The sequence below is a fragment of the Mesorhizobium sp. WSM4976 genome (assembly GCF_029625685.1).
Lineage (GTDB): Bacteria > Pseudomonadota > Alphaproteobacteria > Rhizobiales > Rhizobiaceae > Mesorhizobium.
This window is the reverse complement of sequence record NZ_JARTVT010000025.1, coordinates 26,659-52,578: the sequence shown is the minus strand read 5'-3', so window position 1 is coordinate 52,578 and position 25,920 is coordinate 26,659. Positions and strand designations below refer to the sequence as shown.

The following is a 25,920-nucleotide window of genomic DNA, read 5'->3' as shown; positions in this document are numbered from 1 at the left end:
GCGGCGAGGTCAACCACCGCCGCCGCCCCGGATAGTCATACGCCTCCTTCTGTCGCGTCGGGTGGCAGCCAACTCACCGCTCGAATTTCCTGATCGCCTCCGCCGTCACGGGCATGAAGAAATTCACCAGATTGCCGTCGGGATCGCGAAACAGCAGCGAGCGGTTACCCCACGGCATCGTCGTCGGCGCCTGCACCAGCGCCTCGCCCAAGCCCTCGGCGAGCCTGCGATATTCTTCGTCGACATCGGCGACGCGGAACTCGATGATGGCGGTGCGATTTGCCGCCGGGCTTGCTACATGGTCGCCGCCGAAGAGCCGCAGCGTGCGCGTGCTGCCGATCGCCAGCGTGCCCGCTTCCGTGACGAGCTCGGCGAAATCCTCGGTGTAGAGCGTGAGCTTGATACCCGTCGCCGTTTCGTAGAAGTCGACGAGCCGCTTGACATCGGCGGTGATGATGCGGGTCGATACGAAATTCATTGGTCTTCTCCGTCGGCTGGCCGCGAAGACGTCTTCGCGGCTGGACGCGCCCGTTCGGGCGCCCTGCCCCGGCTTGTGGACCAGGCCTGCTGCCACCATAGTGGCAACAGGAGACATGCATTGCGCCGCGCCGACAGACTGTTCCAGATCATCCAGATCCTGCGTCGCTCGAGCCGGCCGATCACGGCTGACCGCATTGCCGAGGAACTCGAGACGTCGCGCCGCTCGGTCTATCGCGACATCGCCGACCTTGTTGGACAGCGCGTGCCGATCCGGGGCGAAGCCGGTCTGGGCTACGTGCTCGACCGCGACTACGACATGCCGCCGCTGATGCTGACGCCGGACGAGCTGGAGGCGGCGGTGCTTGGCGCCCAATGGGTGGCCGACAAGGGCGACCCGGTCCTTGCGGGCGCGGCGCGGGACCTGATCGCCAAGATCGCCACTGTCGTGCCCGAGCGGCTGCGCCCCTTCGTCAGCAATCCAACCGTCGGTGCGCCGCTCAGCCGCGCGAGCCTGCCGGACGGCTTGGATATCGCGAAGGCGCGGGCGTCGATCCGCCAGGGCCACAAGATCTGGATCCGCTACCGCAACCGACAGGGCGAAGAGAGCGAGCGCGTGATCTGGCCGACCATGATCGGCTATGCCGAGACAGTGCGGCTGCTTGCCGCCTGGTGCGAGCTGCGCCAGGATTTCCGCCATTTCCGCACCGACCGGATATCGGCCGCTACCTTTCTCGACGAGCGCATCGGCTGCCGGCCCGGCGAGCTGCGCAGCCGCTGGAAACGGCATATGGAAGCACAGGGGGTGCGTTTGCCCTGAGCGGTGCTCGACTTTCGCCGCAATCGACCAGCGCCTTCTTTTCATGCAATCTCCCTCGGCGGCGATCATAGGGAGATGATCCGCCGCCCGAGGGAGGACTGCCATGACCGACACGCCAGCGGGGCTGCCGCGCTATGAGGATGCCGTCAAGCGCTTCCGCATCGAGGACGAGATCGCGCGCCTCCACGGCGACCCGGCAACCGGCATCAACGCCTATGTCGAATGTTGCGGCCGCTATACCGGCGAGAACCGGCTGGCGCTGCGCGCGATCTTGGCGGCCGGTGAATTGCGCGAATATTCCTTCGACGACTTCGCCGACCTGTCGGGCCGCGTCGGCACCTTGCTCAAAAGTCTCGGCGTCGGCCCCGGCGATGTCGTGGCCGGCATGCTGCCTCGCATTCCCGAGCTTGTGGCGCTGATCCTCGGCACGTGGCGGATCGGCGCCGTCTACCAGCCGCTGTTCACCGCCTTCGGCCCGAAGGCGGTCGAGCATCGCCTGAGCTACAGCAAGGCGAAGCTGGTGGTGACCAACCCCGCCAACCGCGGCAAGCTCGACGAGGTGGAAAACCATCCGCGCATCGCCACCATCCACGGGCCGGGCGAGACGCTGCCCGAAGGCGACATCGATTTCCGTTCCGCGCTCGCCGCCGCCTCCCCCGACTGCGACCCGGCGATGCGCAAGGGCTCGGACCTGTTCATGATGATGTCGACCTCCGGCACCACCGGTCACCCGAAAGGCGTGCCGGTGCCGCTCAGCGCGCTTCTTGCCTTTGGCGTCTATATGCGCGACGCGATCGGACTTCGCCCCGACGACATCTTCTGGAACATCGCCGACCCCGGCTGGGCCTACGGGCTCTACTACGCCATCACAGGGCCGTTGCTGCTCGGCATCGCCACCACATTCTACGAAGGCGCCTTCAACGCCAAATCGACCTACGAGATCATCGAGCGCCTCGGCGTCACCAGCCTTGCCGGCTCGCCGACGGCCTATCGCCTGCTGATGGCGGAAGGGCCCGAGGCGGCCGCGCGCGTCAAGGGAAAACTGCGCGTGGTGAGCAGCGCCGGCGAGCCGCTCAACCCGGAAGTGATCCGCTGGTTCCACGCCCATCTCGCCGCGCCCATCCATGACCATTACGGCCAGACCGAGAATGGCATGATGGTCAACAACCATCATGGTCTCATCCACCCGGTCCGCGCCGGCTCGGCCGGCTTCGCCATGCCGGGCTACCGCATGGTGGTGCTGGACGAGGCCGGCAATGAGCTCGGCCCGAACCAGCCGGGCGTGCTGGCGGTCGATATCGCCAATTCACCGCTGCGCTGGTTCGACGGCTATCATCAGGCAGAGACGCCCGCGATTGCCGGCGGCTACTATCGCACCGGCGACACGGTCGAATACGAACCGGACGGCTCGGTCTCCTTCATCGGCCGGGCCGACGACGTCATCACCTCGTCCGGCTACCGCATCGGGCCATTCGATGTCGAAAGCGCGCTGATCGAGCATCCCGCCGTCAACGAGGCGGCGGTGGTCGGCGTGCCCGATCCGCAGCGCACCGAGATCGTCAAGGCCTTCGTCGTGCTGGCGCCCGGCTTCAAGGGCAGCGAGGCGCTCGCCGAGGAGCTCGCCCAGCATGTGAAGAAACGGCTGTCGGCGCATTCCTATCCGCGCGAGGTCGAATTCGTCGCCGAGTTGCCGAAGACGCCGAGCGGCAAGATCCAGCGGTTCCTGCTGCGCAAGGCCGAGGTGGAGAAGCGGAAAGCGGAATAAAGATTCGCTCCCACCCCGATTTCCGCCACGCAAAAGCCGCCAAGTCGGGCGATGGCTCGAATGGGCTCTTGATCGCTAAATTGGGGTTTGCAGATGCGGCTGGTCTTAACGCTTCTCTTTGCACTGGCAGGCAGCACGGCACTCGGCGCCTCGCCGGAAGACGACTATATCGCGGCGCGCGACAAGGCGATCGCCGACATCACCGCGCAGGAAAGCGCCAACACGCCAATCGAAACCATCGATGCGCAGAACGAGAAGGCGCTGGCCGACCTGCAGCAGCGGCTTGCCGCCATTCTCGGCCCGCTTTCGGTCAAGGGTTTTCCGGCGACCGGCACCAACAACGTCGAAAGCCTCAACGCTTCCGATATCGGCTACGGCATGCTCGACGGGTTGCGGTATGCCCAGAGCGACGACGGCCCGAGCATCGTCGCCTCGACGCGCGGACTGACCGAGCGCTGGCTCAAGTCCAAATCGACGGAGGCGGAAGCGGATTTCAAGCTGCCCACCGATATCGGCGCGGCGCTGAAGCTCGACAGCTTCTACACCCAGGCCATCGGCAGCGATGCCGCCTTCTCCGGCACGCTCGACTTTCCGCTGAAGAAGCCCGACGGCGCCGACGTGGTGGTGGCTCGCCTCGGCGGCTGGACGCAGGATGTCGGGCCGATCTACGAGCAGCATGTCGTGGTGGCGGTCGTCAAAGGCGACCGCGTGCTGATTGCCGAGGCGCCCGCCTCGCCCGCCGTGCCCAAGATCGCGGCCTGCGATTCAATCTGGGCAGCCGCCGACGCGGCCGCGCAGAAAGCCCAGCAGGCCGACCAGGGCTCGGACCAGGATGAGCCGCAGGCTTCCGATCCCGCCAACGCCGCCTGGGAAAAGGGCGATGCCGACTACCGCGCCTGCATGGCCCAGCGCCTGCCCGCCGATCCGTCCTTCCCGGCGCTGCTGAAGCAGGCGCAGGACCTTGCCGACGGCATGGCGGGAAAGTAGCCCGCCAAAGCAATTCCGGGCGCGGCGGTTTTCTCAGCCAGCGGTGGCTCGCAAGTTCCGCCGCGGGACGCGCCGCGCGGCGGGGCGCGCCGCTTCCGCGATGATCCCGTTGGCCTGAGGCGCGGCATCCTTGCGCGACCTTGCGTCGGTCACCCGATGCAGCCGCTCGTAAGGCAGCAATTCCCGGATGCGGGCGTTGAGCGCTTCGACCTCGGCATGCAGGTCCTCGCATTCCTGCTTCTGGATATCGAGCTGGATCTGCTCGGACGCCTGCTGCAGCGAAAGCTGTGAGAGATTGGTGCTGACCACGGACAGGTTCTTCTTGTCGGCTTCGCTCTCTTCCCTGAGGACGGCAAGCCTTTCCTCGGCAATCTGGCGTTCGGTGACGGCATCGTTCATCTGCGCCTTGAGCCTGGTGATCTCGGCCGTGGCTTCGCCATTTTCGGCCGAGACCCGGTCCAGGCGCGACTGCAATTCCTGGATCTCGGCGCGCAGGCCGCGCATTTCGGCCTGGCTGCGCGCCAATTCGGCGGCGCTATCGCTTTCGGCGATCCGCGCCGCCTCGGCCGTTTCGGCAAGCTTGGCCTGTGTTGCCTCAAGCATCTTCTGCAGGCGGGCTTCTTCCTTTTCGTGGTTGCCGAGCTGAGCCATCAGTTCGGCAATATGAGCGGTTTCGCTGGCGTGGGTTGCCGCGAATTCGTCGAACTTATGCCGTGCCTCGGCCTCGCGCTTCTGCGCTTGCTCCAGGTCGACCGACAGGCCGACCTGCTTTTCACGCAGCAGCTTGTTCTCGGCGCCGCGCCTGTCGAGCTCCACCGTTTTTGCTGTCAGGGCCTTGACGATCTCGCCGAACTCCGTCTCGCGCCTGGCGCTCTCATTGCTCATCTCCACCAGTTCCAGGCGCACGGCCGCCAGCGCCGTGCGCAATTGCTCCCGGTCCTGGACGAGGCTCGCCTCGCGCTGGTGCCAAGCCTCAGCGGCGCCGTCGCGCTCGCGCTGCTTGCGGGCGGCATCCAGCAATTGTTCCGAGAGCGCCTTGTGTTCGGTGGTAAGAGCGAGGTTTGCCAGCTCCAGCTCGTTGGAGCGCAATACGTCGCGGTGAAAGACGTTGAGAACCTCGCGCGTCATGTGATGCGCGGTGGCGATCTCAGCCAGCTTCGCCTCGATCTCCTGCAGATGGCCCTGGCCATCCCGGAAAAGCCCGGCGACGGCCTCGAGCGCGGCGAGCCGCGTCTGGGTATGGGGCGTCAACCGCGATGAAGCTTGCTCGGCCTGCTCCGCAGACGGCGGATTCTCGTCGCTTGCCACGAGTTCCTGGCCGTCAACAATATCGTCTCCCGACGGCGGTTGTTCATCATCTTTCAGAACGTCCTCGAATGCTTCCGCCAGATCCGATTGAAGGTCCTGAAATTCCTTATCGACGTCCTCGGCCCGCTTGATCAGAGACTTAAAATTCATCACGGCACATCCCTTACTCGCGCCCCACGCGTACTTAACGAATTGCTAATCTATATCTTTACCTTCTGTTCGGGAAGCCCGTGCAAAGGAAACCAAAATTAAGGTTATCGCCGCTCCCAATCTTATGCGGATACGCGGCCAGGTGATCGTACTTCGGCTCTTAACTTATGTTAATTCTCTCTCCGCGCTCGCGCTGAAAGCCCGCGCCGCAACAGGGAAAGACAGCGCGCTGCTTGTCATCATTCACATGACCGATGCGAAGACTTTTCCACCAAAAAAAGAAGCTTCCATCGCATGAATTTCCTCTCTCCTCGGCCGAGTTCAAGCGACCGCGAAGAGTTGCGCTACGCGGCCATCGGTTCGGCGTGGTTTCTTGGACTGCGACGCGGGAGGCGCGTCGATCGCCTCCCGCGTCGATGCATCAACTCTTGATGTCGATACGCTTGACTTGCGACTGCGCCTTCTCGCTCTTCGGTAAGGTGACAGTCAGCACGCCATTCCTGAAGCGCGCCGCCACCTCGTCCTCGTTGACCTCGTAGCCGACCGGGATGCGGCGTTCGAACCGGCCATAGTAGCGCTCGGAGAACTGCCTGTCCTTGTCGTCCGTCTCGGAGCGTTTCTCGCCTCGCAGCGTCAGCACGCCGTCATCGAACAGGACTTCGATGTCTTTCTGTTCGAGGCCCGGCACCTCGGCCATCACCTTGATCTCCTTCTCGCCGTTGGAGATCTCGATGCTCGGCCAACCAGCGCCCAGGGCGGAGACACCGCCGAAAGACGACAACCGGCTGTCGAAGCCGCGGAAAACATCGTCGAACAGGCGGTTCACCTCACGATGCAGCGACAGGAATGGATCGCGTTCGCCGTCGCGGAACAGGCTTGATACCTGGTTGCCGTTGCTGCGGCCCCAGGGAATCAGATCACGGACGCTCATGGTTTCCTCCTTTCTGTTCATCGAACCCGAAAAGGCTTCTCGCGCCGGGCAATGCGCCCGGCGCGTTGCGCGGACGCGCTTGCAGCAAGGCCCTCAGGCGGCGTGCTTTTCGGCCTCGATCTTCTTCGTCGTGCCTTTGGGCATCGCCTTGTCGGCTGCGATCTCGATCCGGCGCGGTTTCATCTCTTCGGGAATTTCACGCTTCAGATCGATCGTCAGCAGGCCATTGACCAGGTTGGCGCCGACGACTTTGACATGGTCGGCAAGCTCGAAGCGGCGCTGGAACGCGCGGCCAGCGATGCCTCGATGCAGGTACTCGCCCTTATCTTCGCCGGCTTTCTGGCCCGAGACCATGAGCATGTTCTGCTCCTGGGTAATGTCCAGCTCGTCCTGCGCGAAGCCTGCCACCGCCATGCTGATGCGGTAGTCGTCTTCCGAGGTCTTGGTGATGTCGTAGGGTGGCCAATTGTCGACGGTTTCGATCCGGCTCGCCGTTTCGAGAGCGTTCAACATCCGATCGAAACCGATGCTCGACCGGAACAGGGGACTGAAGTCAAAGGTGGTTCTCATAGCTATATCCTCCATTGAGCAACATAGATACGAGGAGCGCCAAGGAAGCGGCGCTCCTTGACCTTGCCGGTCTCTCAAGACCCGGCAAATTCGATCTGGGAATTCAACGGCGAGACGTCAAGGGCCTAGCCCCCAAGCCGCCTTCAAGGTCGTGAAAAATCACCCTCTTCGTCAGCATACAGGCAGAAGGCGGCCGCACAACGTGACCGCCCGAGGGAGCTGATCTTCAATGGACAGCGATGATCCCGTCGACGGCGCGCCATTCCGATGGCCTGATGCGCCGATGGTGGGCGACGCGAACAGAATGCAAGGCGACGACCAACTCGCGTTCTCAAGCCCAGAAAACCGTCAGCGTGGGGAAATCCGGGGCCAGATCATAGTCCTGCCAGACGTAAAGCTGGAGCAGGCTGGGATGGTCGGGCAGATGATAATGGATCTCGGCAGCGGTCAGGCCATAGCCATTCATCTACAAGCGGAATTCCCCGCTGACCGTGCTTGCCATCGCCTTGCGCCCTCACGCGCCCAGCCGGTCGACCACCTGCGGGCGGTCGTCATCGGCAGGGCCGCTGGGCGGCGGGGCAATTGCGTCGAGCCGGTGCAGCGCATCCATGATCTCGTCGAAGGAGACCGGCCGCGCGGCGCCCGGCGGCTGGCGCAGCGCCGGCATCGATTCCACGGCGCAGGCGTCGGACGCCCAGGACGAAAGGATCGCCCGCTTTTCCCATATGTCGAGCGAGCCGTCCTCCAGCACATCCCGCGGGTGCTGAAAATGGCTGGCCGGCGAAAGCAGCCGGTCGAGCGAAAGGTCTGATATTTCGGGAGCAAGGGAAGGAATGATCGGCGAGAGCGTCTGTCGGTCCATTTCTGTCCTCCGTCTCCAAAAACTCCTTGTTTCGGGTTCCAAATTTCTCAGCTGTCCCGGCGCTGCCGGGCGCCGATAATTTTGTTCAGCTCGATCGCGAATTCAAGCCTTTCCTTCATCGCGCGAGCGGATTTATCGCATGTTTTTCAGGGCGCTAGCACTCGGCAGTCGAGAGTGCCAAAAAATTTTCGGCAGCCCCTTGAAAGTACAAGAAGGCAAAATTAGCTCGACATGCGCGCGACGCCGAAAGGGTCGCGAGCCCCGCTCCGGTCCCGCCGGTCCGGAGCGAAGGGACCTCTCGCAATCTGTTTGTCCTGAAGGAGAACGATATGACGTTCCGTCCATTGCATGACCGCGTGCTCGTCCGCCGCATCGAGGCCGAAGAGAAGACGGCCGGGGGCATCATCATCCCCGACACCGCCAAGGAAAAGCCGCAGGAAGGCGAAGTCATCGCCGTCGGCCCGGGTGCCCGCGACGAAAGCGGCAAGCTCGTGCCCCTCGACGTGAAGGTCGGCGACCGCATCCTGTTCGGCAAGTGGTCGGGCACCGAGATCAAGCTCAACGGCGAGGATCTGCTCATCATGAAGGAAGGCGACGTGATGGGCGTGATCGAGCAAGCCGCGACCCTAAAGAAAGCCGCCTGACCGGGGCTTCCATCGAACCACAACCCAGTCAATGAAAACTGCCTAAGCAAGGAGTGATCCTATGGCTGCCAAGGAAGTAAAATTCCATTCCGACGCCCGTGAGCGCATGTTGCGCGGCGTCAACATCCTCGCCGACGCGGTGAAGGTGACGCTTGGTCCCAAGGGCCGGAACGTCGTCATCGACAAGTCGTTCGGCGCCCCGCGCATCACCAAGGACGGCGTCACCGTCGCCAAGGAGATCGAGCTTGAGGACAAGTTCGAGAACATGGGCGCCCAGATGGTCCGCGAAGTCGCTTCGAAGACCAACGACCTCGCCGGCGACGGCACCACGACGGCCACCGTGCTTGCCCAAGCGATCGTCCGCGAAGGCGCCAAGGCGGTCGCCTCGGGCATGAACCCGATGGATCTGAAACGCGGCATCGACAAAGCGGTGGATGCGGTGGTCGCCGAACTCAAGACCAACGCGCGCAAGATCACCAGAAACGACGAGATCGCACAGGTCGGCACCATCTCGGCCAATGGCGATGCCGAGATCGGCCGCTTCTTGGCCGAGGCCATGGAAAAGGTCGGCAACGAAGGCGTCATCACCGTCGAGGAAGCCAAGACCGCCGAGACCGAACTGGAAGTCGTCGAAGGCATGCAGTTCGACCGCGGTTATCTCTCACCCTACTTCATCACCAACCAGGACAAGATGCGCGTCGAGCTCGACGAGCCTTATGTGCTGATCCATGAGAAGAAGCTCGGCAACCTGCAGGCGCTGCTTCCCGTGCTCGAGGCCGTGGTCCAGTCGGGCAAGCCGCTGCTGATCATCGCCGAGGATGTCGAGGGCGAGGCTCTGGCCACGCTGGTGGTCAACAAGCTGCGCGGCGGGCTGAAGGTCGCAGCGGTCAAGGCTCCTGGCTTCGGCGACCGCCGCAAGGCCATGCTGGAGGACATCGCTATTCTGACCGGCGGCACGGCCATCAGCGAGGATCTCGGCATCAAGCTGGAGAACGTCACGCTGGAGATGCTCGGCCGCGCCAAGAAGGTGGCGATCGAGAAGGAGAACACCACCATCGTCGACGGCGCCGGCAAGAAGGAGGAGATCCAGGGCCGCGTCACGCAGATCAAGGCCCAGATCGAGGAGACCACCTCCGACTATGATCGCGAGAAGCTGCAGGAGCGGCTTGCCAAGCTCGCCGGCGGCGTCGCGGTGATCCGCGTCGGCGGCGCGACGGAAGTCGAGGTCAAGGAGAAGAAGGACCGTGTCGACGATGCGCTGCACGCCACGCGCGCCGCGGTCGAGGAAGGCATCCTGCCCGGCGGCGGCGTCGCCCTGCTCAGGGCGGCCAAGGCGCTCGACGCGGTTGCCGTCGACAATCCCGACCAGAGATATGGCGTCGATATCGTGCGGCGCGCGATCGAGGCTCCGGCGCGCCAGATTGCCGAGAATGCCGGATCGGAAGGCTCGATCATCGTCGGCAAGCTGCGCGAGAAGACCGACTTCGCCTTTGGCTGGAACGCCCAGACCGGCGAGTATGGCGACCTCTACAAGCAGGGCGTGATCGACCCCGCCAAGGTGGTGCGCACCGCGCTGCAGGACGCGGCTTCGGTCGCGGGACTGCTCGTCACCACCGAGGCGATGGTGGCCGAGAAGCCGAAGAAGGAAGCCGCCCCGGCCATGCCTGCTGGCGCCGGCATGGACTTCTGAGACGCTGACGAGAGCCCGCTTCCGGCAACGGGAGCGGGCGTTCACCAGGACGATGGGAGGCTCTCATGAACATGATGAGCGGGAATGGCTCGCTTCCCGCACCGACGCATCCGGCAAGCGAATTCCTCGCCTATGAAACCGAATGCCGAAGCGCGCTGAAGCCGCTGCTGGCAGGCCTGCTCGACGCGGCCGAAGCCGCCGGATGGAACCGGCGGACCGTCGCCTCGACGCTGATGTTCCTTGCCGCGCAGCAGGTGTCGGCCACCGAGACATCAGCGCGAAGCTGAGCGAAATCGGCCCCCGCCGCGGCGGGGTCCGACCGACTATGTCGCGATGGGATTTGGGCTAAGGGAATTGCGATTGCCATGATTGCAGGACGCTTGCGGGAATGCCTGAGAAGCTTGCGATGGGAAGCCAGCGACCTGGCGCAGGAGCTTGGCTGTTCCAGGACCGATGCGACGCGCTGGATCGAGGGGCGCGCGCCTGTGCCGCTGGCGGTCGCGGCCTGGATCGAGGCCCTGACGAAGGCGCATAGCGCGCTGCCGCCGCCACGCCTGAGCCAGCAAAGTTCAGCGACGCACACCACGCCGGCGGGCTTGGTCGATGCGCGGGCCTTCACCGGCATAGGCCAATCGCGGCCGCACGGCGTCGTCCTGCAACCGCCCTACCCGCGCCGCCATGCGCTGGCCGGGGGGCTTCGCCCCGGCACCGTGGGCATCCATCCCAAAGAGTGTCCGGACCATGAACCACGACCGCTTTGAAGAGCCTGTCACGGTGCTGGTCGGCATGGGCTTGCCGGCGCGGCTGGAGACCGTGGCGGAAGCCTACGCCCTGCTGCAGGATTGGCCGGCTGCGAGCAGGAGCAGCGCGCATGCGGTCGCGCTCAACGCCTGCAAAGCCGGCATTGCCGGCGAGATCGACGCGGAGACGGTGCGGGCAACCCTTGTTGCCTTCGCCCGCCGCCACGATATTCTGGCGCCGGACATGGCTTCGCTGGCGCCCGCAGGACCGGCAGGGCACGCGTCCGCAAGCAACAATGGCTGAAGATTTGAAGCCCGGCGCGTGTCGGCGCGGCGGACAAAACGACCAACCCAGGAATTCTGAATGACGACGGACACCAAGACGGAAACCAGGACATTCGAAGCGGACGTCTCGCGGCTGCTGCACATGATGGTTCACTCGGTCTATTCGGATCGCGATGTCTTCCTGCGCGAGCTGATCTCCAACGCGGCGGATGCCTGCGAGAAGCTGCGCTTCGAGGCGGTCAGCCGGCCCGAGCTTCTGGGCGAGGATCCGAAGCCGCGCATCACCATTGCCGCCGATCCGGACAACAAAGAGCTTGTCGTCGAGGATAACGGCATCGGCATGAGCCGCGACGAGATGGCGGAAGCGCTGGGCACAATCGCCCGCTCCGGCACGCGCGCCTTCATGGAGCGCGTCGAGGCCGGCAAGGCGGCGGAGGACACGCAGCTCATCGGCCAGTTCGGCGTCGGCTTCTACTCGGCCTTTATGGTTGCCGATCGGGTCGACGTCATCAGCCGCCAGGCTGGCAGCGACCAGGCCTTCCGCTGGTCGTCCGATGGCAAGGGCACCTATGAAATCGCGCCGGCGCCCCTGGAGGCCGCGCCCAAGCGCGGCACGCGCGTGGTGCTGCATCTGATGGAAGACGCTGCCTCCTACACCACGCCCTATCGCCTCGAGGGCCTCGCGAAGTCGCAGTCCGGCCATGTGCCGGTGCCGATCACGCTTGTCGAAAAACCCGGCGCAGAGCCGCGCGACATCGCCGACGGCACGGCGCTCTGGGTGCGGCAGAAGAGCGAGATCAAGCCCGAGGAATATACCGATTTCTACCGCAGCGTCGCCGGCCAGTATGACGAGCCGGCCTCCACCATCCATTTCCGCGCAGAGGGCCGGCAGGAATACAGCGTGCTCGCCTTCGTGCCCGGATCGCGGCCGTTCGACCTGTTCGACCAGGACCGCAAGGGCCGCATGAAGCTCTATGTGCGGCGCGTCTTCATCACCGACGATGCCGATCTCCTGCCGCGCTACTTGCGCTTCGTGCGCGGCCTGGTCGATTCAGCTGACCTCCCGCTCAACGTCTCGCGCGAGATGATCCAGGAAAGCCCGCTGCTCGCCGCTATCCGCAAGGGCGTGACCAATCGCGTGCTCGGCGACCTCGCCAAGACGGCCGAAAACGATGCCGAAACCTACACAAAGATCTGGGAGAATTTCGGCGTCGTCCTCAAGGAAGGTCTCTACGAGGATTACGAGCGGCGCGAGCAGCTGCTGAAGCTTGCCCGCTTCCACTCGACCGCCTCAGGCGAACCCTGGCGCAGCCTTGCCGACTACGTCGCCGCAATGAAGGAAGGCCAGAAGGCGATCTTCTTCATGGCCGGCGACGACCGCGCCCGGCTGGAGGCCTCGCCGCAGCTCGAAGGTTTTCGCGCCCGCGGCATCGAGGTGCTGCTGCTCACCGATCCGGTCGACAGTTTCTGGGTGTCGATGGCACCGGAATTCGACGGCAAGCCGTTCAAGTCGGTGACGCAGGGCGCGGCAGAGCTTGCCGACATCCCCCTGCCCGACGATGCGGCCAAGCCTGATGCCGAGACGTCATCGGAGATCGCCGCCTTCCTCGCCTTCGTGAAGACGACGCTTGGCGAAGAGGTGTCGGACGTGAAGGCCTCCGACCGGCTGACCGAAAGCGCCGTCTGCCTCGTTGCGCCCGAGCATGGCCCGGACCGCCAGTTCGAGCGCCTGCTCAACGCCGCCGGCCGGCTCGACAAGGCCGCCAAGCCGATCCTCGAGATCAACCCGCGGCATGAGCGCGTGGCGGCGCTGGCGAAACTCGGCGACGAGGAGAAGGCGTTCAAGGAAGACGCCGCGCATCTGCTTTACGACGAAGCGCGCGTGCTCGACGGCGACAAGCCAGCCGACGCCAAGGCCTTCTCCACGCGCCTGGCGCGGCTGATCGATCGCGGCTTGGCGAAGGGATGATGAGGGCGCCATACCGAGATGCGCCGCCCATGAGGGGCGGCGCCGCCAAACACGATCAGATGCTGGCACATTGCCAATGACCCGCTAAGCTCTATCGTGGTTTTCGCGAAATGAGCGGCAGGAACTCCGATGAAGCGCATCGTTCTGGTCAGGCACTCGGAGGAACCGGGCGACGATCATGTCCAGACGACGCTTGAGACGAACGGCCATGCGGTCACGACCGCGATGCCGTTCAAGGGCGAGCAGATCGATCTCGGCTCGATCGATGGAGCCGTGATCTATGGCGGTCCGTTCAACGTCTTCGACACCGACAAGCATCCGTTCCTCGATCACGAAGCCGCGCTGATCGAGCATTGCCTGGACAACGACCTGCCGCTGCTCGGCATCTGCCAGGGCGCGCAGCAGATCGCCTGGCATCTCGGCGCCGATGTCGGGCCGGTGGATAGCGGAATCAGGGAGTTCGGCTATTTTGAGATCACGCCGACGGCCGAGGCCGGCGACTTCCTCGACCGGCCGCTCTACTTGCCGCAGAACCATTTTCACACTTTCGCTCTGCCGGCGGGTGCCGTGCACCTGGCTTCGAGCGAGATTTTTCCCAACCAGGCATTCCGCATCGGCGAGAAGACCTACGCCTTGCAGTTCCACGCCGAGCAAGGCCCGGCCGGCTTCCGGCGCTGGCAGGAGCGCCAAGGCGCGCCCTACGGAACGCTCGGCGCGCAGGACCGGGACGAACAGGACCGGCTGATGGAAGCCCATCACGCGGCGCAGCTTGCCTGGTTCAGCGGCTTCGTGACCAAGCTCTTTGGCTGAAGCGCATTTGGTGAGAATCCGGGCATGACCATAGAAGGCTTCTGCGATCCGCGCTTTGCCGGCGTGCGCGATGCGTTCGCCTTGTTTTTCGATCAAGGCCTCGAGCATGGCGGCGGCGTCTCGGTCGTGGCGGACGGCAAGACCGTCGTCGACCTTTGGGGCGGCCATGCGGACGCCGCGCGGACTCGGCCGTGGCGGCGTGACACGCTGGTCAATGTCTGGTCTTCAACCAAGGGCGTCGTGGCGCTGGCGATCGCCATGCTGGTGGAACGCGGCAAGCTGGACTATGCCGCGCCGGTCGCGCGCTATTGGCCGGAATTCGCGGCCAGCGGCAAGGAGAGGATCACACTCGACCAGGTGATGTCGCACCAAGCCGGGCTGAACGGTCTCGCCGTGCCGATGGACGAGGCGGGCATGCTCGCCTGGACGCCCTATATCAATGCGCTTGCCGCCATGGCGCCGCTGTGGGAGCCCGGCAGCCGTTGCGTCTATCATGCGCTCAGCTACGGCCACCTTGCCGGCGAGGTGCTGCGGCGCATCGACGGACGCAGCGTCGGGTGCTTCATCGCGGAAGAGATCGCCGGCCCGCTTGGGGCGGATTTCTATGTCGGCCTGTCGGCGCCCGAGGATGCCCGAGCAGCCGAGATGATCGAAGGTCCGAAAGCCTCGGAATGGGTCGGCTTCGTGCGCGCCTCGCCCTTTCCTCACGCATGCGACAACCCAACGCCCCGCGCCCTGGCGCCCAACGACCGGGCCTTGCGCGCCGCCGAGGTGCCGGGCGGCAACGGCCAGTCCACGGCGCATGCGCTGGCGCTTATCTACGGCATGATGGCGACGGGCGGGACTTTTGAAGGCAGGCGCCTAGTCGGCCGCGCGGCGATCGAAGAGGCCGCGAGGCCGCGCTTTCGCGGCATGGACGACAGCTTCGCGCTGCCGGCCGCCTTCGCCGCCGGCTTCCAGATCGAGGACCCTGTCTATGCCGGCCGCGCATCGGCCCAAAGCTTCGGCCACACCGGCTGGGGCGGCGCCATCGGCTTTGCGGATCCCGGCGCCGGCGTCGGGTTCGGCTATGTCACCAACCGCATGCTGGGGTTCGACGATGTGGACCCGCGCCGCAAGGCGCTGATCGACGCCCTCTACGACGCGCTCTGAATAAGATCCCTAGCTTCTCAGCCCCGGTGCTTCCTGGCCGGTGCGCGCGACATATTCGGTATACCCGCCGCCATAGGTGTGGATACCGTCGGGCGTCAGTTCCAGCACGCGGTTCGACAGCGCCGCCAGGAAGTGGCGATCGTGCGAGACGAAGAGCATCGTGCCTTCGTATTGCGACAGCGCCTCGATCAGCATCTGCTTGGTCGTGATGTCGAGGTGGTTGGTCGGCTCGTCGAGCACCAGGAGGTTGGGCGGGTCGAACAGCATCAGCGCCATCACCAGCCTGGCCTTCTCGCCGCCCGAAAGCACACGGCACTTCTTCTCGATCTCGTCGCCGGAAAAGCCGAAACAGCCGGCAAGCGCGCGCAGCGGCGCCTGGCCGGCCTGCGGGAAATTGTCCTCCAGGGTCTGGAACACGGTGCGCTCGCCGTCGAGCAATTCCATGGCGTGCTGGGCGAAATAGCCCATCTTGACGCTCGGGCCGCGCGCGACAGAGCCTTCGTCGGGCTCGGAAGCTCCGGCGACCAGCTTCAAAAGCGTCGACTTGCCGGCGCCGTTGACGCCCATCACGCACCAGCGCTCGCGGCGGCGTATCTGGAAGTCGAGGCCCGAATAGATATTGCGGCTGCCATAGGATTTGTGGATGCCCTTCAGCGTTGCCACGTCCTCGCCGCAGCGCGGCGCCGGCTGAAACTCGAAGGCCACAGTCTGGCGGCGCTTCGGCGGCTCGACGCGGTCGATCTTGTCGAGCTTCTTCACCCGGCTCTGCACCTGCGCGGCGTGGGAAGCGCGCGCCTTGAAGCGCTCGATGAAGGCGATCTCCTTGGCCAGCATAGCCTGCTGACGCTCGAACTGCGCCTGCAACTGCTTGTCGGCCAGCGCGCGCTGCTCCTGGTAGAATTCGTAATTGCCGGAATAGGAGGTGAGCGCGCCGGCATCGATCTCGATGATCTTGTTAACGATGCGGTTCATGAACTCGCGGTCGTGCGAGGTCATCAGCAGCGCGCCGTCATAGTCCTTGAGGAATTTCTCGAGCCAGATCAGGCTTTCGAGATCGAGATGGTTCGACGGCTCGTCGAGCAGCATGACGTCGGGCCGCATTAGCAGGATGCGGGCCAGTGCGACGCGCATCTTCCAGCCGCCGGAGAGTTTTGCGACGTCGCCCTCCATCATCTCTTGGCTGAAGCCGAGGCCGTCCAGCACCTCGCGGGCACGGCCGTCCAGCGAATAGCCGTCGAGCTCCTCGAAGCGGTGCTGCAATTCGCCGTAGCGCTCGATGATTACGTCCATCTCGTCGGCGCGGCCGGGATCGCCCATGGCGTGCTCGAGCTCGCGCATCTCGGCTGCCACCGCGCTCACCGGCCCGGCGCCTTCCATGACTTCGGCGACGGCGCTCATTCCGCCCATGTCGCCGACATCCTGGCTGAAATAACCGATGGTGACGCCGCGATCGACCGAGACCTGGCCTTCGTCGGGCTGCTCCTGGCCGATGATCATGCGGAAGAGCGTCGTCTTGCCGGCGCCGTTCGGGCCGACCAGCCCAACCTTCTCGCCCTTCTGCAAGGCGGCAGAGGCCTCGATGAACACGATTTGGCGACCGTTCTGCTTGCCGATATTTTCGAGACGGATCATGGGGCGGTCCGGGAAACTGCGCTGATTTGGCGGGATTTGCCCGGGCGTGTACGCGATTGAAGGTGCGAGGGGAAGAGGCAGAAGCGACGCAGATGAGACGATGGGGTTGCCGAAGGCGGCGCCGCAGCCAATCTCCCCACAAGGGGGAGATAGGCGCCGCGCCCTACTTCGCGTCGTGGAAGATGATCCCCACCGTATGCCGCTGCCCCGAACGCAAGCGGCTGACACCGTGGCGCAGGTTCACCCGGTAATATCCTTTGGTGCCTTGCACCGGCCGGTTGTGCACGGCGAAGATCGCCGCGTCGCCGCGCTTCAGCGGCACCACCTCGGCGCGACTTTGCATGCGGGGGCGCTGTTCGGTCAGCACGAACTCCCCGCCGCTGAAATCCTCACCGGGCTCGGACAACAGGATCGCCACCTGCAGCGGAAAGGCAAGCGCGCCGTAGAGGTCCTGATGCAGGCAGTTGAAGTCGCCGGGGCCGTATTGCAAGAGAAGCGGCGTCGGCCTCGTCTGGCCCTCGTCGTGGCAGCGCTTCAGGAAAGCGGCGTGATCGGGGGGATAGCGAAGCGCTGCGCCCATCTTCTCGTTCCAGTCATTGGCGACGGCGGCAAGGCGCGGATACAGGGCTGAGCGCAGGCCCTCGATCAGATCAGGCAGCGGGTATTTGAAGTAGCGATATTCGCCCTTGCCGAAGCCGTGGCGGGCCATCACCACATGACTGCGGAAATGCTCCTCATGCGGATAGAGGCCGGCTATATCGGCGCATTCTTCCGCTGAGAGAAGGCCGGGCATGACGGCGCTGCCATGAGCGTTGAGGTCTGACACCAGCGCGCGCCAGTCTTGCGCCGCGGCACGGGATTCGGCTGAGCGGCTGGCGCGCTTGGTGTTCAGGGAGTGGACGGTCATGAGTTCGCCTCCTTGCTTGTCCACGAAGATAGGACGAGCGGCGTGGGGAGCCACCCGATTCATGGCAAGGTGGCGAGGCGCGGGAGCGCCGATCTCCCTTGCGGGGGAGATGGCCGGCAGGCCAGAGGGGGTGTGAAGGAACGCAACCTCTCCGGGTTGCGACAAATGCCAACTTCCGAGAATTTGTCCTCAAAGAATGATAGGTCGGCGGGACAGCACCCCCTCTGCCCTGCCGCGCATCTCCCCACAAGGGGCGAGATCAGCAGCTTCACGGCCTCCGATACCCCTCCAGCTCCGGATCAAGATCGACCTTCACCGCATTGGTGAACACGCAGGTCGCCACCATGATGCCGGCGAAGGCGGTGAGGTTGACGAGCAGCGTCTCGTCATAGCGAGATTTGAGCGCGGCCCAGGTCTCGTCCGGAACGATGTTGGAATCGGCCGCGACCGCTTTGCCGAAGCCGATCAGCAGCGCCTCGTCCGCGGTGGGCTCGATCGCTTCGGGGTCGAGCCCGCTATCGATCAGCGCGCGGCGGAAGAAAGTCACCGGAATCTCGGCGCGCATCGTCTCGGCAATCGCTTTCGAGAACAGCCAGATGGTGCGGTCATCGAGCGTGGGCTTCAGCAGGTCGCGCAGTGTGAACCATTCGGCGTAGATGCGGTGCGCGGCCGGCGAATGAAGCAGGATGCGCTTCATGTTGGTCATGCGGCCGCGCAACTCAAGCTCGCGGTCGTGCTCGGCGCGGATGTCGTCGGAGGCGGTGGCGTAATCGATCGCGGAGAGATGCGCCATCGGCTTCACCCCAGTGTCGCATGCAGTGCCGGCGCGCCGCGCAGCGTGTTGGAAACGGTGCAGATGTTTTCAGCGTCGGCCAGGATACGCTCTTTCATCGCGGCATCGAGATCGCCAGTGATTTCCAGTTTGATGTTGAATGTCTCGAGCCGCGAGGGCTCGTCCTTTGCCTTCCCGCCGCCTACATCCGCCCTCACTTCGCCCAGCCGATCGGCGACGCCGAGACGGGTGGCGGCGATGCGGGCGCTGAGCACCATGCAGGCGGCCAGCGAGGCGTAGAGCAGATCGAGCGGATTAAAACCCGGCGCGCTGACCTGGGTGACGACATCGACCGTGCCGCCGGTCGGCGTCGTCACCGTGGGCAGGTCGCCTGGGGGCATGACCGCGAGCGCGCCAGTGTTGCGGGTTCTGATCTTCAGCTCGCTCATTGCAAAATCCTTCCGGCCGGCATGGCTGACAGATCTGTCATAGCGGGCATGAATTCAACAGGGCAATCGCCGAATGCGAAGGGCAACGCAGACGGACGCAGGCCTCTTACAACCGGGTCGCCGGGCTTCCCGTCGCGCGCTCCTTATGCCAGCCCCCGGAGCACGTGCTTCTGAACCTTACCCGACGCCGTGCGCGGCAGCGTTTCCATCAGCCGGAATTCCTTGGGCACCTTATAGCGGGCGATGTGCGCGGCGCAGTGGCTGATCAGCGCCTCGGAGTCGAGCGCCCGGCCGGGCCGCAGCACGACGAAGGCGCGGCCGACCTCACCCCAGCGCGCGTCGACAACGCCGATCACCGCCGCCTCGGTGATGTCTGGATGGGCAAGCAGCGCCGTCTCGACCTCGGCAGGGAAGACGTTCTCACCGCCGGAGATGAACATGTCCTTGCGGCGGTCGACCAGGGTCACGAAACCGTCCTCGTCGCGCCGCGCCATGTCGCCGGTGCGGAACCAACCATCCCCGCTGAACGCACTCGCCGTCTCATCCGGCCGGTTCCAATAGCCCGGCGTGACGTTGGGGCCGGCGAGCCAGATCTCGCCCGTGTCGCCAGGCGCGACATCGTTGCCTGCGTCATCGACGATGCGCAGCGAAACCGACGGCGCCGGCAGGCCGGCGGACCCCGCCTTGCCGGCAATGCGATCCGCCTGCGGCGGCACGCAAAGCACAGTGCCGGTTTCCGTCATGCCGTAGCCATCGGCCATGAGCACGCCCTGCTGGAGCCACCAAAGCACATCCGCGGCGGGATTCGGCGCGCCGCCGGTGAAAAGGGCCTTGAGCGACGTCCAGAGCGCGGGCGCGAAGCTTGCATGCTCGCGCAGCATCTTCGCCATCTGCGGTACGCAGAAATAATGGGTGACGCCGAGATTGGGGTCGGCCAGCCGGCGATTGGTGGCGCCGGCATCGAAGCCGGAGGAAATCAGAACCATGCCGCCCTTCAGCAGGACAGGGCGAAGATTGGTGATCAGGCCGATGACATGAAACATCGGAGCGTCGCAAAGGACGATGCTGTCATGGCTGACGCGGCCGACGACACCGAAATTGACGGCCGTGGCGAAAGCGTTGGCCTCCGTCACGATGACGCCCTTGGGCCGGCCCGACGTGCCTGAAGTGTAAAGGATGATCGAAGGCCGGTCGGCTTCCGGCAAGGGACGGCGCGGCGCGGGCGCCGCTGCTTCCACCGCCGCCGCGAAGCGCGCGACCGCAACAGGCGCGCAACCGGGCGGCGCCGCGATGTCCAGGTCGGCGTCGTGCACCAGCAGCGAGGGGCCGCAATCGGCCAGGATCACCTGCCGTTCAACCGCCGCGAGCCGCCAGTTGACCGGCACGAAAATAGCGCCAAGACGCATCGCGGCCTGTTGCAGGATGACGAGGTCGGCGCTGTTGCGGGCGAGCGAGGCGATCCGCTGCCCCTGCCCTATGCCATGGCTTTCGAGCACAGCGACCGCGCGCTGGATGGCGTCGTCGAGCGCCGCGTAGGTCCAGCGCCGGCCGGACGCGAGATCGACGCAGGCGAGTCGGCCTGGCTGCGCCCGGGCATGCAGGGCGACGGGGTCGGGTGTCGTCCAGGCCGGCATTTGCGTTCTCCTCCCGTGTCGCGCGCCGTATCGGTTGCCGGCCGGCATCAGTGCCGTCACGGCGTCAGGTCATTCCGGATCATCTCGCCTTGTCGTAGGCACCGAGGCCAGGCTTGTAGCTCTTTTCGTCGATGAACTGGCGGATGCCTTCCTTGCGGCCTTCATTGTCGAAGGAATTCGCCGCCTCCTGCGCGCGCACCAGATAGTCCTCGGCATTGTCGTAAGTCATCTCGGCAACGCGGCGGATCGCGTCCTTGGTGGCCTTGAGCGCGACCGGGTTCTTCTTCAACAGGACTTCGGCCACTTCGGTGACGCGCGCCTTGAGCCCGCTGAGCGGCACGCTCTCGTTGACCAGCTTCCAGGCCGCCGCCTTGCGGCCGTCGATAAGCTCGCCGGTCAGCGCGTGGTACATGGCATCGCGCATGGACAGCAGTTCGACCACCACCTTGGTGGCGCCGCCGCCAGGCAGGATACCCCAGTTGATCTCGGAAAGCGCGAACTGCGCCTCGTCGGCGGCGAAGGCGAGGTCGCAGGCAAACAGCGGGCCATAGCCGCCGCCGAAGCACCAGCCATTGACCATGGCGATGGTCGGCACCCGGTACCATCGCAGCCGCCGCCACCAGCCATAGGCTTCGGATTGCGCCCTGCGCACCGCGCCCAGGCCTTTCGCCTCGGTCTCGCGAAAATATTCCTTGAGGTCCATGCCGGCCGACCAGGCTGCGCCCTCACCTGACAACACCAGAACGCCAACATCGTCCCGGAATTCGAGCTCGTCGAGAACCTGCATCATGCGCCGGTTGAGCGTCGGGCTCATCGAGTTGCGTTTGGCCGGCCGGTTGAAGCGGACCCAGGCGATGCCGCCCTCGACATCGAAGGCAACCGAGTCTTCGGTTTCACTCGTCTTCTCGGTCATGCCGGTCTCCTCCTCCGATTGCTATGCTACATAGCGTTATCTTTGCTATGTCGCATAGTATTTTTGCCTTGACAAGGGGATGGATCACGGCGATCGATCGGACATGGACGAGACCAGAGTTCGCGATGTCCCCAGCGAGGACGCGCTCGACGCACAGATCGGCTACAATTTGCGGCGCGCATCGGCGCTGGCGCTCAACGATTTTTCCGTGGAGATGGCGGAGGCGTCACTGCGGCCGGTGACCTATGCCATGCTGGCGCTGATCGACGAGCGGCCGGGCATCCGCGCCGCCGAGCTTTGCCGGCTGCTCGGCATGAAGAGCGCGAACATGGCGCCGCTGCTCGCCGAACTGGAGGAGCGCGGCCTGATCGAGCGCGACGATCATGCAGAGGACAAGCGCGTGCGGAAACTCAGCCTGACCGGGGCGGCCAAGGCGGCAATGCCCGCTTGGCGCCTCAAGGTGCGCCGACACGAAAACCGTTTCCTGGAGCGTCTCAGCAGGAAGGAACGGGCGACACTGCTGCGGCTGCTGCGCCTGATCTGGGTGGATGAGGCGGAGTGAGCGCGGCGCGCTCCCACTCTAGCAAAACAATCCGATAGCAGCGCATTCTGCCGGGTTGATTCAATCTACTGCGCAGAGGGAACATCGGAGAGGCTGGCGGGACAGCACCTCGCTGCCCGGCAGGACAGAGGGGTGTGAAGGACCGCGGCGTAACGGGCTTCTTTCACGCCCTCACCGCGTCAGATCGAGCGCCGCCGTCAGGTCGCCCATCGGCGCCTGGTCGTTGTTGCGCAGCGCCTTGTCGCGGGCGACGATGCCTTGCAGCACCGGCAGGTCGTAGCGGTTGGTGATGAAGCGCAGGATCGAGGTGGTGTCGTACTGCGTGTGGTCGACAATGCCCATCTTCGCGTAGGGCGAGATGATGAAGGCCGGGACGCGGTTGCCCGGGCCCCAGCGGTCGGCCTTTGGCGGGGCGACATGATCCCAGAAGCCGCCATTCTCGTCATAGGTGACGACCACCAGCATATGCGCCCATTGCGGGCTCTTCTCCAGATGCGAAACGATATCGGCCAGATGCTGGTCGCCCGAGGTCACGTCGGCATAGCCGGCATGTTCGTTGAGGTTGCCCTGCGGCTTGTAGAAGGTGACCTGCGGCAGCTTGCCGTCGTCGATCGCCTTGATGAACGCTTCGCCGCCGAGGCCGCCGTCCTTGATATGCTCGGCGCGCGCGGCGGTGCCCGGCGCGTAAGCCGCGAAATAGTTGAAGGGCTGGTGGTGGAACTGGAAGTTCGGCACCGGTGTCGCGTTCTTGCCGTCGAGCGCGGCCTGCCAGGCGCCTGAATACCAGGCCCAGGAGATGCCCTTGAGCGACAGGAGATCACCGATGGTGATCTCCTGCTGCGGCGGCAGCGTGGTCGGCTGCGTCGGGTCGGCGAGCGCCTTGTCGCCGCCCTCGGCCGGCTTGTTGGCGCTCGGCTGGTAGGGCGGCTGCATGGTGTTGACGGCGTAGAAGTCGGGCGTGATGGCGCCGTCATTGGCGAATTTCGGTACGCCGGCCAGCGCCGAGGCGGGCGAATTGTCAGCCGGCTTCAGCGTCACGCCATCCGGTTCGACGATAGCGATCTGGCCCTTCACCGGGCTGGTGTCGGCATTGGGATAATAAGGCACGCAGGCGCAGGCCAGCATGAAATGGTTGAGGAAGGAGCCGCCGAAGGCTCCCTGGAAGAAATTGTCCGCCAGAACGTATTTCTTGGCAATGCTCCACATTGGCAGATTGGACCCGTCGTAATGGCCCATCACCAGCGAGCCGGAATCGGCCCAGGCGACGAACTTGTCGTTCCGGCCGCCGTCGATCTGCATCTGCTCCTGGTAGAAGCGGTGCCACAGGTCGTGCGTGACGACGTTGGTGCCCTCGTTGAAGCCCTTGGGGTCGTCGATGGCAAAGACGGCGTTGGGAAGATGCGCGCTCTGCGCCTCCGTCACCGCCGGCGTGACGCCCTTGCCGGTCAGCCCGCCCCAGACCGGGGGCAATTCGGAGAGCGGCTTGCCGTCGCGGTCGAGCTGGCGCGCTTGGTCGGGCGACACATTGGCGAGGCCATTGGCGCCGGGGAAGCCACCATAGAGATTATCGAAGCTGCGGTTCTCGGCGTAGATGACGACCACGGTGTCGATCTTGTCGTAGCCGGGAGGAGCCGCATGGGCAGCGGCGGAGAGCGATGCCAGCGCCGTGGAGGCGAGGCAAAAGGTGAGAAGGGACCGGGTCATTGAAGGATGCCTCGTGGCTTGGGAATGGCTGGAGGACGGCAATGCAGGAACGCAACTGCATCAATGCCCAGCTACTTCGACGCCTTGTCACCTATGTGACAGTTCTGCGAGGTTCGAACACGGTTTCGTGAGCGAGAAAGCCGGTCATCAATCCGTTGCACTTGAAGCTTACGTCGCGAACGAAATCAGGTGAAGGGAAATCAGGGATATCGCCGCAGACGATGGGACGGAAAGGTCACGCGATCGCCCTTGTGGCGGCTTCGATCGTCGGCTTGACCGCGCCTGCCAACACCGCGGAGCCGTCGGGCGTCCATCCCGGCCCGATGTCGCGCCAGGAAGCCTATGCGCGCGCCGAGGCGCTGACGGCGCTCGGGCGGCAGATGTTCTTCGATCCTTCGCTTTCGGCCTCGGGCAGGCAGGCCTGCTCATCCTGCCACGATCCCAACCACGCTTTCGGACCGGCCTCGGCTTCGCCGGTCGAGATGGGCGGAGCCAAGCTCGACCAGCCCGGCGTTCGCGCGGTGCCGTCGCTGCGCTATTTGCAGGCGACGCCCGCCTTCACCGAGCATTTTCACGACTCCGAGGACGAAGGCGACGAGAGCGTCGACAATGGCCCGACCGGGGGGCTCACCTGGGACGGCCGGGCCGACCACGGCAAGGACCAGGCGAGAATCCCGCTGCTCTCTCCCTTCGAGATGGGCAACAAGGATGAGGCCCAGGTGGCCGCCCGCCTGCGCAAGGCGCCCTATGCAATGGCGTTCGAGGCTGCCTTTGGCGCCGATGTCTTCGACCATCCGCGGGACGCCTTCGATGCCGCGGTGGAAGCGCTCGGCACATTCGAGCAGAGCAGTGCCGATTTCTACCCCTATTCCAGCCGCTACGACGCCTTTCTCGCAGGCAAGGCACAGCTCTCCGCGCAGGAATTGCGCGGCCGCATGCTGTTCGAGGACGAGGCGAAGGGCAATTGCGCGAGCTGCCATTTGAGCGAGCCGGCCAATGACGGCGAGCCGCCGCAGTTCACCGACTACGGCCTCATCGCGATCGCCGTGCCGCGCAATCCGGCTCTCCCCGCCAATGCCGATCCCGATTATTTCGACCTCGGCCTGTGCGGCCCGCTGCGCACCGACTTCAAGGGACGCGCCGAATTTTGCGGCCTGTTCAAGACGCCGACACTGCGCAACGTGGCCTTGCGCAAGAGCTTCTTCCATAATGGCTATTTCCACACGCTTCGCGAGGCGGTGGCCTTCTACGCCAGCCGCGACAGCGATCCGGCGCGCTGGTATCCGAAGAGGGCCGACGGCACGGTCGACAAATTCGACGACCTGCCAAAAGCCTACTGGCCGAACCTCAACACCGACCCGCCCTTCAACGGCAGAAAGCCCGGCGACAAGCCTGCGCTGACCGACGCCGAGATCGATGATATCGTCGCCTTCCTCGGCGCGCTGACCGACGCCGATCAGACGGGACACTGAGGCTGGGGGGCCAGTTAGGAAGGCCTGTTGCGAGACTGATTCAAGGCGGCGCGGCCCCGGTTGCCGCCTCTTATTGCCCCGGCGCGTAGCGGCTCACCACCATGCCGCAGGCATAGGGTCTCGAGCCGAGGAGCGTCAGCCCGGCGAACCCGCCTTTGTCGAAGATGCGGCGGCCGCTGCCCAGAACCGCCGGATTGATGAACAGCTGGAACTCGTCCACCAGACCGGCGGCGATCAACGCCGAGGCGAAGCCGGCGCCGCCGAACACGGCGATGTCGCCGCCCTCGCCCTGCTTCAGCGCATCGACCTCGCGCGGCAGGTCGCCGCTTACGACCCGTGTCCGTTCCCAGCGCGAAGCTCCGAGCTTGTCGCTCGCCACCACCTTCTCAGCCTCGATGATGCGCCGAGCAAAGGCATAGAAGCGATCCTTCGGATATTTCTTCGCCGCATTGCCCCAATGGGCAAGGTAGCCCTGCTCCGCCATCTTGCGGCTCAACAGGATGGTGTCGACGGTGGTGAGGACGGCGTTGAAATCCTGTTTGAGCTCCTCGTCCCAGGCGCTGTCGTCGCCCCATTCCCACAGCTGCCAGCGACGATCCTCATCGGAGCCGACAAAGCCATCCACCGACATTTGCATCTGAAGGATCAGCCTCCTCATGCTCGTTCTCCTCGCCAATGATTTACTTTTGGAACCATTTGACGCAACGCGGTAACG

27 protein-coding genes and 1 pseudogene are annotated in these 25,920 nt (G+C 64.8%); 14 read left to right on the top strand and 14 right to left on the bottom strand.

The features are described from left to right. Window positions 1–73: 73 nt before the first annotated feature. Window positions 74–478, bottom strand: a complete 405-nt coding sequence (locus P9272_RS26795) for a VOC family protein (protein WP_128261409.1) — start codon at window positions 476–478, stop codon at window positions 74–76. A gap of 120 nt (window positions 479–598) precedes the next feature. On the opposite strand from P9272_RS26795, the gene P9272_RS26790 reads away from it, so the two are divergent. The 3 genes from P9272_RS26790 (at window position 599) to P9272_RS26780 (ending at window position 4,049) form a co-directional block, all read left to right on the top strand. Further along, window positions 599–1,297: a YafY family protein gene (locus P9272_RS26790; RefSeq protein WP_278162884.1), complete on the top strand. Its 699-nt coding sequence runs from the start codon at window positions 599–601 to the stop codon at window positions 1,295–1,297. 103 nt (window positions 1,298–1,400) lie between these two features. Further along, complete coding sequence (locus tag P9272_RS26785; RefSeq protein ID WP_278162883.1) at window positions 1,401–3,062, top strand: acyl-CoA synthetase; 1,662 nt, start codon at window positions 1,401–1,403, stop codon at window positions 3,060–3,062. A gap of 93 nt (window positions 3,063–3,155) precedes the next feature. After that, window positions 3,156–4,049, top strand: a complete 894-nt coding sequence (locus P9272_RS26780) for a hypothetical protein (protein ID WP_278162882.1) — start codon at window positions 3,156–3,158, stop codon at window positions 4,047–4,049. A gap of 33 nt (window positions 4,050–4,082) precedes the next feature. Here the strand turns inward: P9272_RS26780 and P9272_RS26775 are convergent, their stop codons facing one another. Then, window positions 4,083–5,507 (bottom strand): hypothetical protein, encoded by a 1,425-nt coding sequence (locus P9272_RS26775; RefSeq protein ID WP_278162881.1) that lies wholly within the window; start codon window positions 5,505–5,507, stop codon window positions 4,083–4,085. A gap of 142 nt (window positions 5,508–5,649) precedes the next feature. On the opposite strand from P9272_RS26775, the gene P9272_RS26770 reads away from it, so the two are divergent. After that, window positions 5,650–5,805, top strand: a complete 156-nt coding sequence (locus P9272_RS26770) for a hypothetical protein (RefSeq protein WP_278162880.1) — start codon at window positions 5,650–5,652, stop codon at window positions 5,803–5,805. A gap of 123 nt (window positions 5,806–5,928) precedes the next feature. On the opposite strand, the gene P9272_RS26765 is transcribed toward P9272_RS26770, so the two are convergent. From P9272_RS26765 to P9272_RS26750, 4 genes and pseudogenes are all read right to left on the bottom strand, one after another. Continuing rightward, on the bottom strand, window positions 5,929–6,438 hold the full coding sequence (locus tag P9272_RS26765) for an Hsp20/alpha crystallin family protein (protein ID WP_278162879.1): 510 nt from the start codon (window positions 6,436–6,438) through the stop codon (window positions 5,929–5,931). 93 nt (window positions 6,439–6,531) lie between these two features. Next, window positions 6,532–7,008 carry an Hsp20 family protein gene (locus P9272_RS26760; protein ID WP_278162877.1) on the bottom strand — a complete coding sequence of 159 codons (477 nt, stop codon included), beginning with the start codon at window positions 7,006–7,008 and terminating at the stop codon, window positions 6,532–6,534. Window positions 7,009–7,234: 226 nt separating this feature from the next. Further along, window positions 7,235–7,474 (bottom strand): annotated as a pseudogene (locus tag P9272_RS26755) (protein usg). 48 nt (window positions 7,475–7,522) lie between these two features. Beyond that, window positions 7,523–7,870, bottom strand: coding sequence for a hypothetical protein (locus P9272_RS26750; RefSeq protein WP_278162876.1), 348 nt, complete (start codon window positions 7,868–7,870; stop codon window positions 7,523–7,525). A 329-nt stretch (window positions 7,871–8,199) separates the two neighbouring features. Here P9272_RS26750 and groES point away from each other — a divergent pair, with 329 nt between their 5' ends. From groES to P9272_RS26710, 8 genes are all read left to right on the top strand, one after another. Beyond that, complete coding sequence (gene groES, locus P9272_RS26745; protein WP_224524795.1) at window positions 8,200–8,514, top strand: co-chaperone GroES; 315 nt, start codon at window positions 8,200–8,202, stop codon at window positions 8,512–8,514. Between the two features lie 61 nt (window positions 8,515–8,575). Next, window positions 8,576–10,204: a chaperonin GroEL gene (gene groL / locus P9272_RS26740; protein ID WP_278162875.1), complete on the top strand. Its 1,629-nt coding sequence runs from the start codon at window positions 8,576–8,578 to the stop codon at window positions 10,202–10,204. 65 nt (window positions 10,205–10,269) lie between these two features. After that, window positions 10,270–10,491: a hypothetical protein gene (locus tag P9272_RS26735; RefSeq protein ID WP_278162874.1), complete on the top strand. Its 222-nt coding sequence runs from the start codon at window positions 10,270–10,272 to the stop codon at window positions 10,489–10,491. A gap of 78 nt (window positions 10,492–10,569) precedes the next feature. Beyond that, window positions 10,570–10,965 (top strand): hypothetical protein, encoded by a 396-nt coding sequence (locus P9272_RS26730; RefSeq protein ID WP_278162873.1) that lies wholly within the window; start codon window positions 10,570–10,572, stop codon window positions 10,963–10,965. Continuing rightward, window positions 10,946–11,248, top strand: coding sequence for a DUF982 domain-containing protein (locus P9272_RS26725; protein ID WP_278162872.1), 303 nt, complete (start codon window positions 10,946–10,948; stop codon window positions 11,246–11,248). Before P9272_RS26730 ends, P9272_RS26725 begins: the two co-directional genes overlap by 20 nt. 60 nt (window positions 11,249–11,308) lie before the next feature. Next, on the top strand, window positions 11,309–13,198 hold the full coding sequence (gene htpG / locus P9272_RS26720; RefSeq protein WP_278162871.1) for a molecular chaperone HtpG: 1,890 nt from the start codon (window positions 11,309–11,311) through the stop codon (window positions 13,196–13,198). Between the two features lie 129 nt (window positions 13,199–13,327). Continuing rightward, window positions 13,328–14,008 carry a glutamine amidotransferase gene (locus P9272_RS26715; RefSeq protein ID WP_278162870.1) on the top strand — a complete coding sequence of 227 codons (681 nt, stop codon included), beginning with the start codon at window positions 13,328–13,330 and terminating at the stop codon, window positions 14,006–14,008. Window positions 14,009–14,032: 24 nt separating this feature from the next. Beyond that, the gene (locus P9272_RS26710) at window positions 14,033–15,160 is read left to right on the top strand and encodes a serine hydrolase domain-containing protein (RefSeq protein ID WP_278162869.1); all 1,128 of its coding nucleotides are present in this window, start codon (window positions 14,033–14,035) and stop codon (window positions 15,158–15,160) included. Window positions 15,161–15,169: 9 nt separating this feature from the next. On the opposite strand, the gene P9272_RS26705 is transcribed toward P9272_RS26710, so the two are convergent. The 6 genes from P9272_RS26705 to P9272_RS26680 form a co-directional block, all read right to left on the bottom strand. Continuing rightward, window positions 15,170–16,792: an ABC-F family ATP-binding cassette domain-containing protein gene (locus P9272_RS26705; RefSeq protein WP_278162867.1), complete on the bottom strand. Its 1,623-nt coding sequence runs from the start codon at window positions 16,790–16,792 to the stop codon at window positions 15,170–15,172. Window positions 16,793–16,955: 163 nt separating this feature from the next. Then, entirely contained in the window at window positions 16,956–17,699 is a 744-nt protein-coding gene (locus P9272_RS26700; protein ID WP_278162866.1) for a 2OG-Fe(II) oxygenase, read from the bottom strand. Between the two features lie 268 nt (window positions 17,700–17,967). Next, window positions 17,968–18,492 carry a hypothetical protein gene (locus tag P9272_RS26695; RefSeq protein ID WP_128260898.1) on the bottom strand — a complete coding sequence of 175 codons (525 nt, stop codon included), beginning with the start codon at window positions 18,490–18,492 and terminating at the stop codon, window positions 17,968–17,970. 5 nt (window positions 18,493–18,497) lie between these two features. Then, window positions 18,498–18,920 carry an OsmC family protein gene (locus P9272_RS26690; protein ID WP_278162865.1) on the bottom strand — a complete coding sequence of 141 codons (423 nt, stop codon included), beginning with the start codon at window positions 18,918–18,920 and terminating at the stop codon, window positions 18,498–18,500. Window positions 18,921–19,063: 143 nt separating this feature from the next. Then, the gene (locus P9272_RS26685; protein WP_278162864.1) at window positions 19,064–20,554 is read right to left on the bottom strand and encodes an AMP-binding protein; all 1,491 of its coding nucleotides are present in this window, start codon (window positions 20,552–20,554) and stop codon (window positions 19,064–19,066) included. A gap of 79 nt (window positions 20,555–20,633) precedes the next feature. Further along, a complete protein-coding gene (locus tag P9272_RS26680; protein ID WP_278162863.1) occupies window positions 20,634–21,467 on the bottom strand; it encodes a p-hydroxycinnamoyl CoA hydratase/lyase in 834 nt (277 codons plus the stop codon). Window positions 21,468–21,570: 103 nt separating this feature from the next. Here P9272_RS26680 and P9272_RS26675 point away from each other — a divergent pair, with 103 nt between their 5' ends. Next, window positions 21,571–22,029 carry a MarR family transcriptional regulator gene (locus P9272_RS26675; RefSeq protein WP_128260902.1) on the top strand — a complete coding sequence of 153 codons (459 nt, stop codon included), beginning with the start codon at window positions 21,571–21,573 and terminating at the stop codon, window positions 22,027–22,029. A gap of 171 nt (window positions 22,030–22,200) precedes the next feature. On the opposite strand, the gene P9272_RS26670 is transcribed toward P9272_RS26675, so the two are convergent. Beyond that, window positions 22,201–23,733 carry an acid phosphatase gene (locus P9272_RS26670; protein ID WP_278162860.1) on the bottom strand — a complete coding sequence of 511 codons (1,533 nt, stop codon included), beginning with the start codon at window positions 23,731–23,733 and terminating at the stop codon, window positions 22,201–22,203. 221 nt (window positions 23,734–23,954) lie between these two features. Between P9272_RS26670 and P9272_RS26665 the strand changes: the two genes are divergently transcribed. Beyond that, window positions 23,955–25,205 carry a cytochrome-c peroxidase gene (locus tag P9272_RS26665; protein WP_278162858.1) on the top strand — a complete coding sequence of 417 codons (1,251 nt, stop codon included), beginning with the start codon at window positions 23,955–23,957 and terminating at the stop codon, window positions 25,203–25,205. Window positions 25,206–25,275: 70 nt separating this feature from the next. Here the strand turns inward: P9272_RS26665 and P9272_RS26660 are convergent, their stop codons facing one another. After that, on the bottom strand, window positions 25,276–25,863 hold the full coding sequence (locus P9272_RS26660) for a dihydrofolate reductase family protein (protein ID WP_278162856.1): 588 nt from the start codon (window positions 25,861–25,863) through the stop codon (window positions 25,276–25,278). Window positions 25,864–25,920 lie beyond the last annotated feature (57 nt).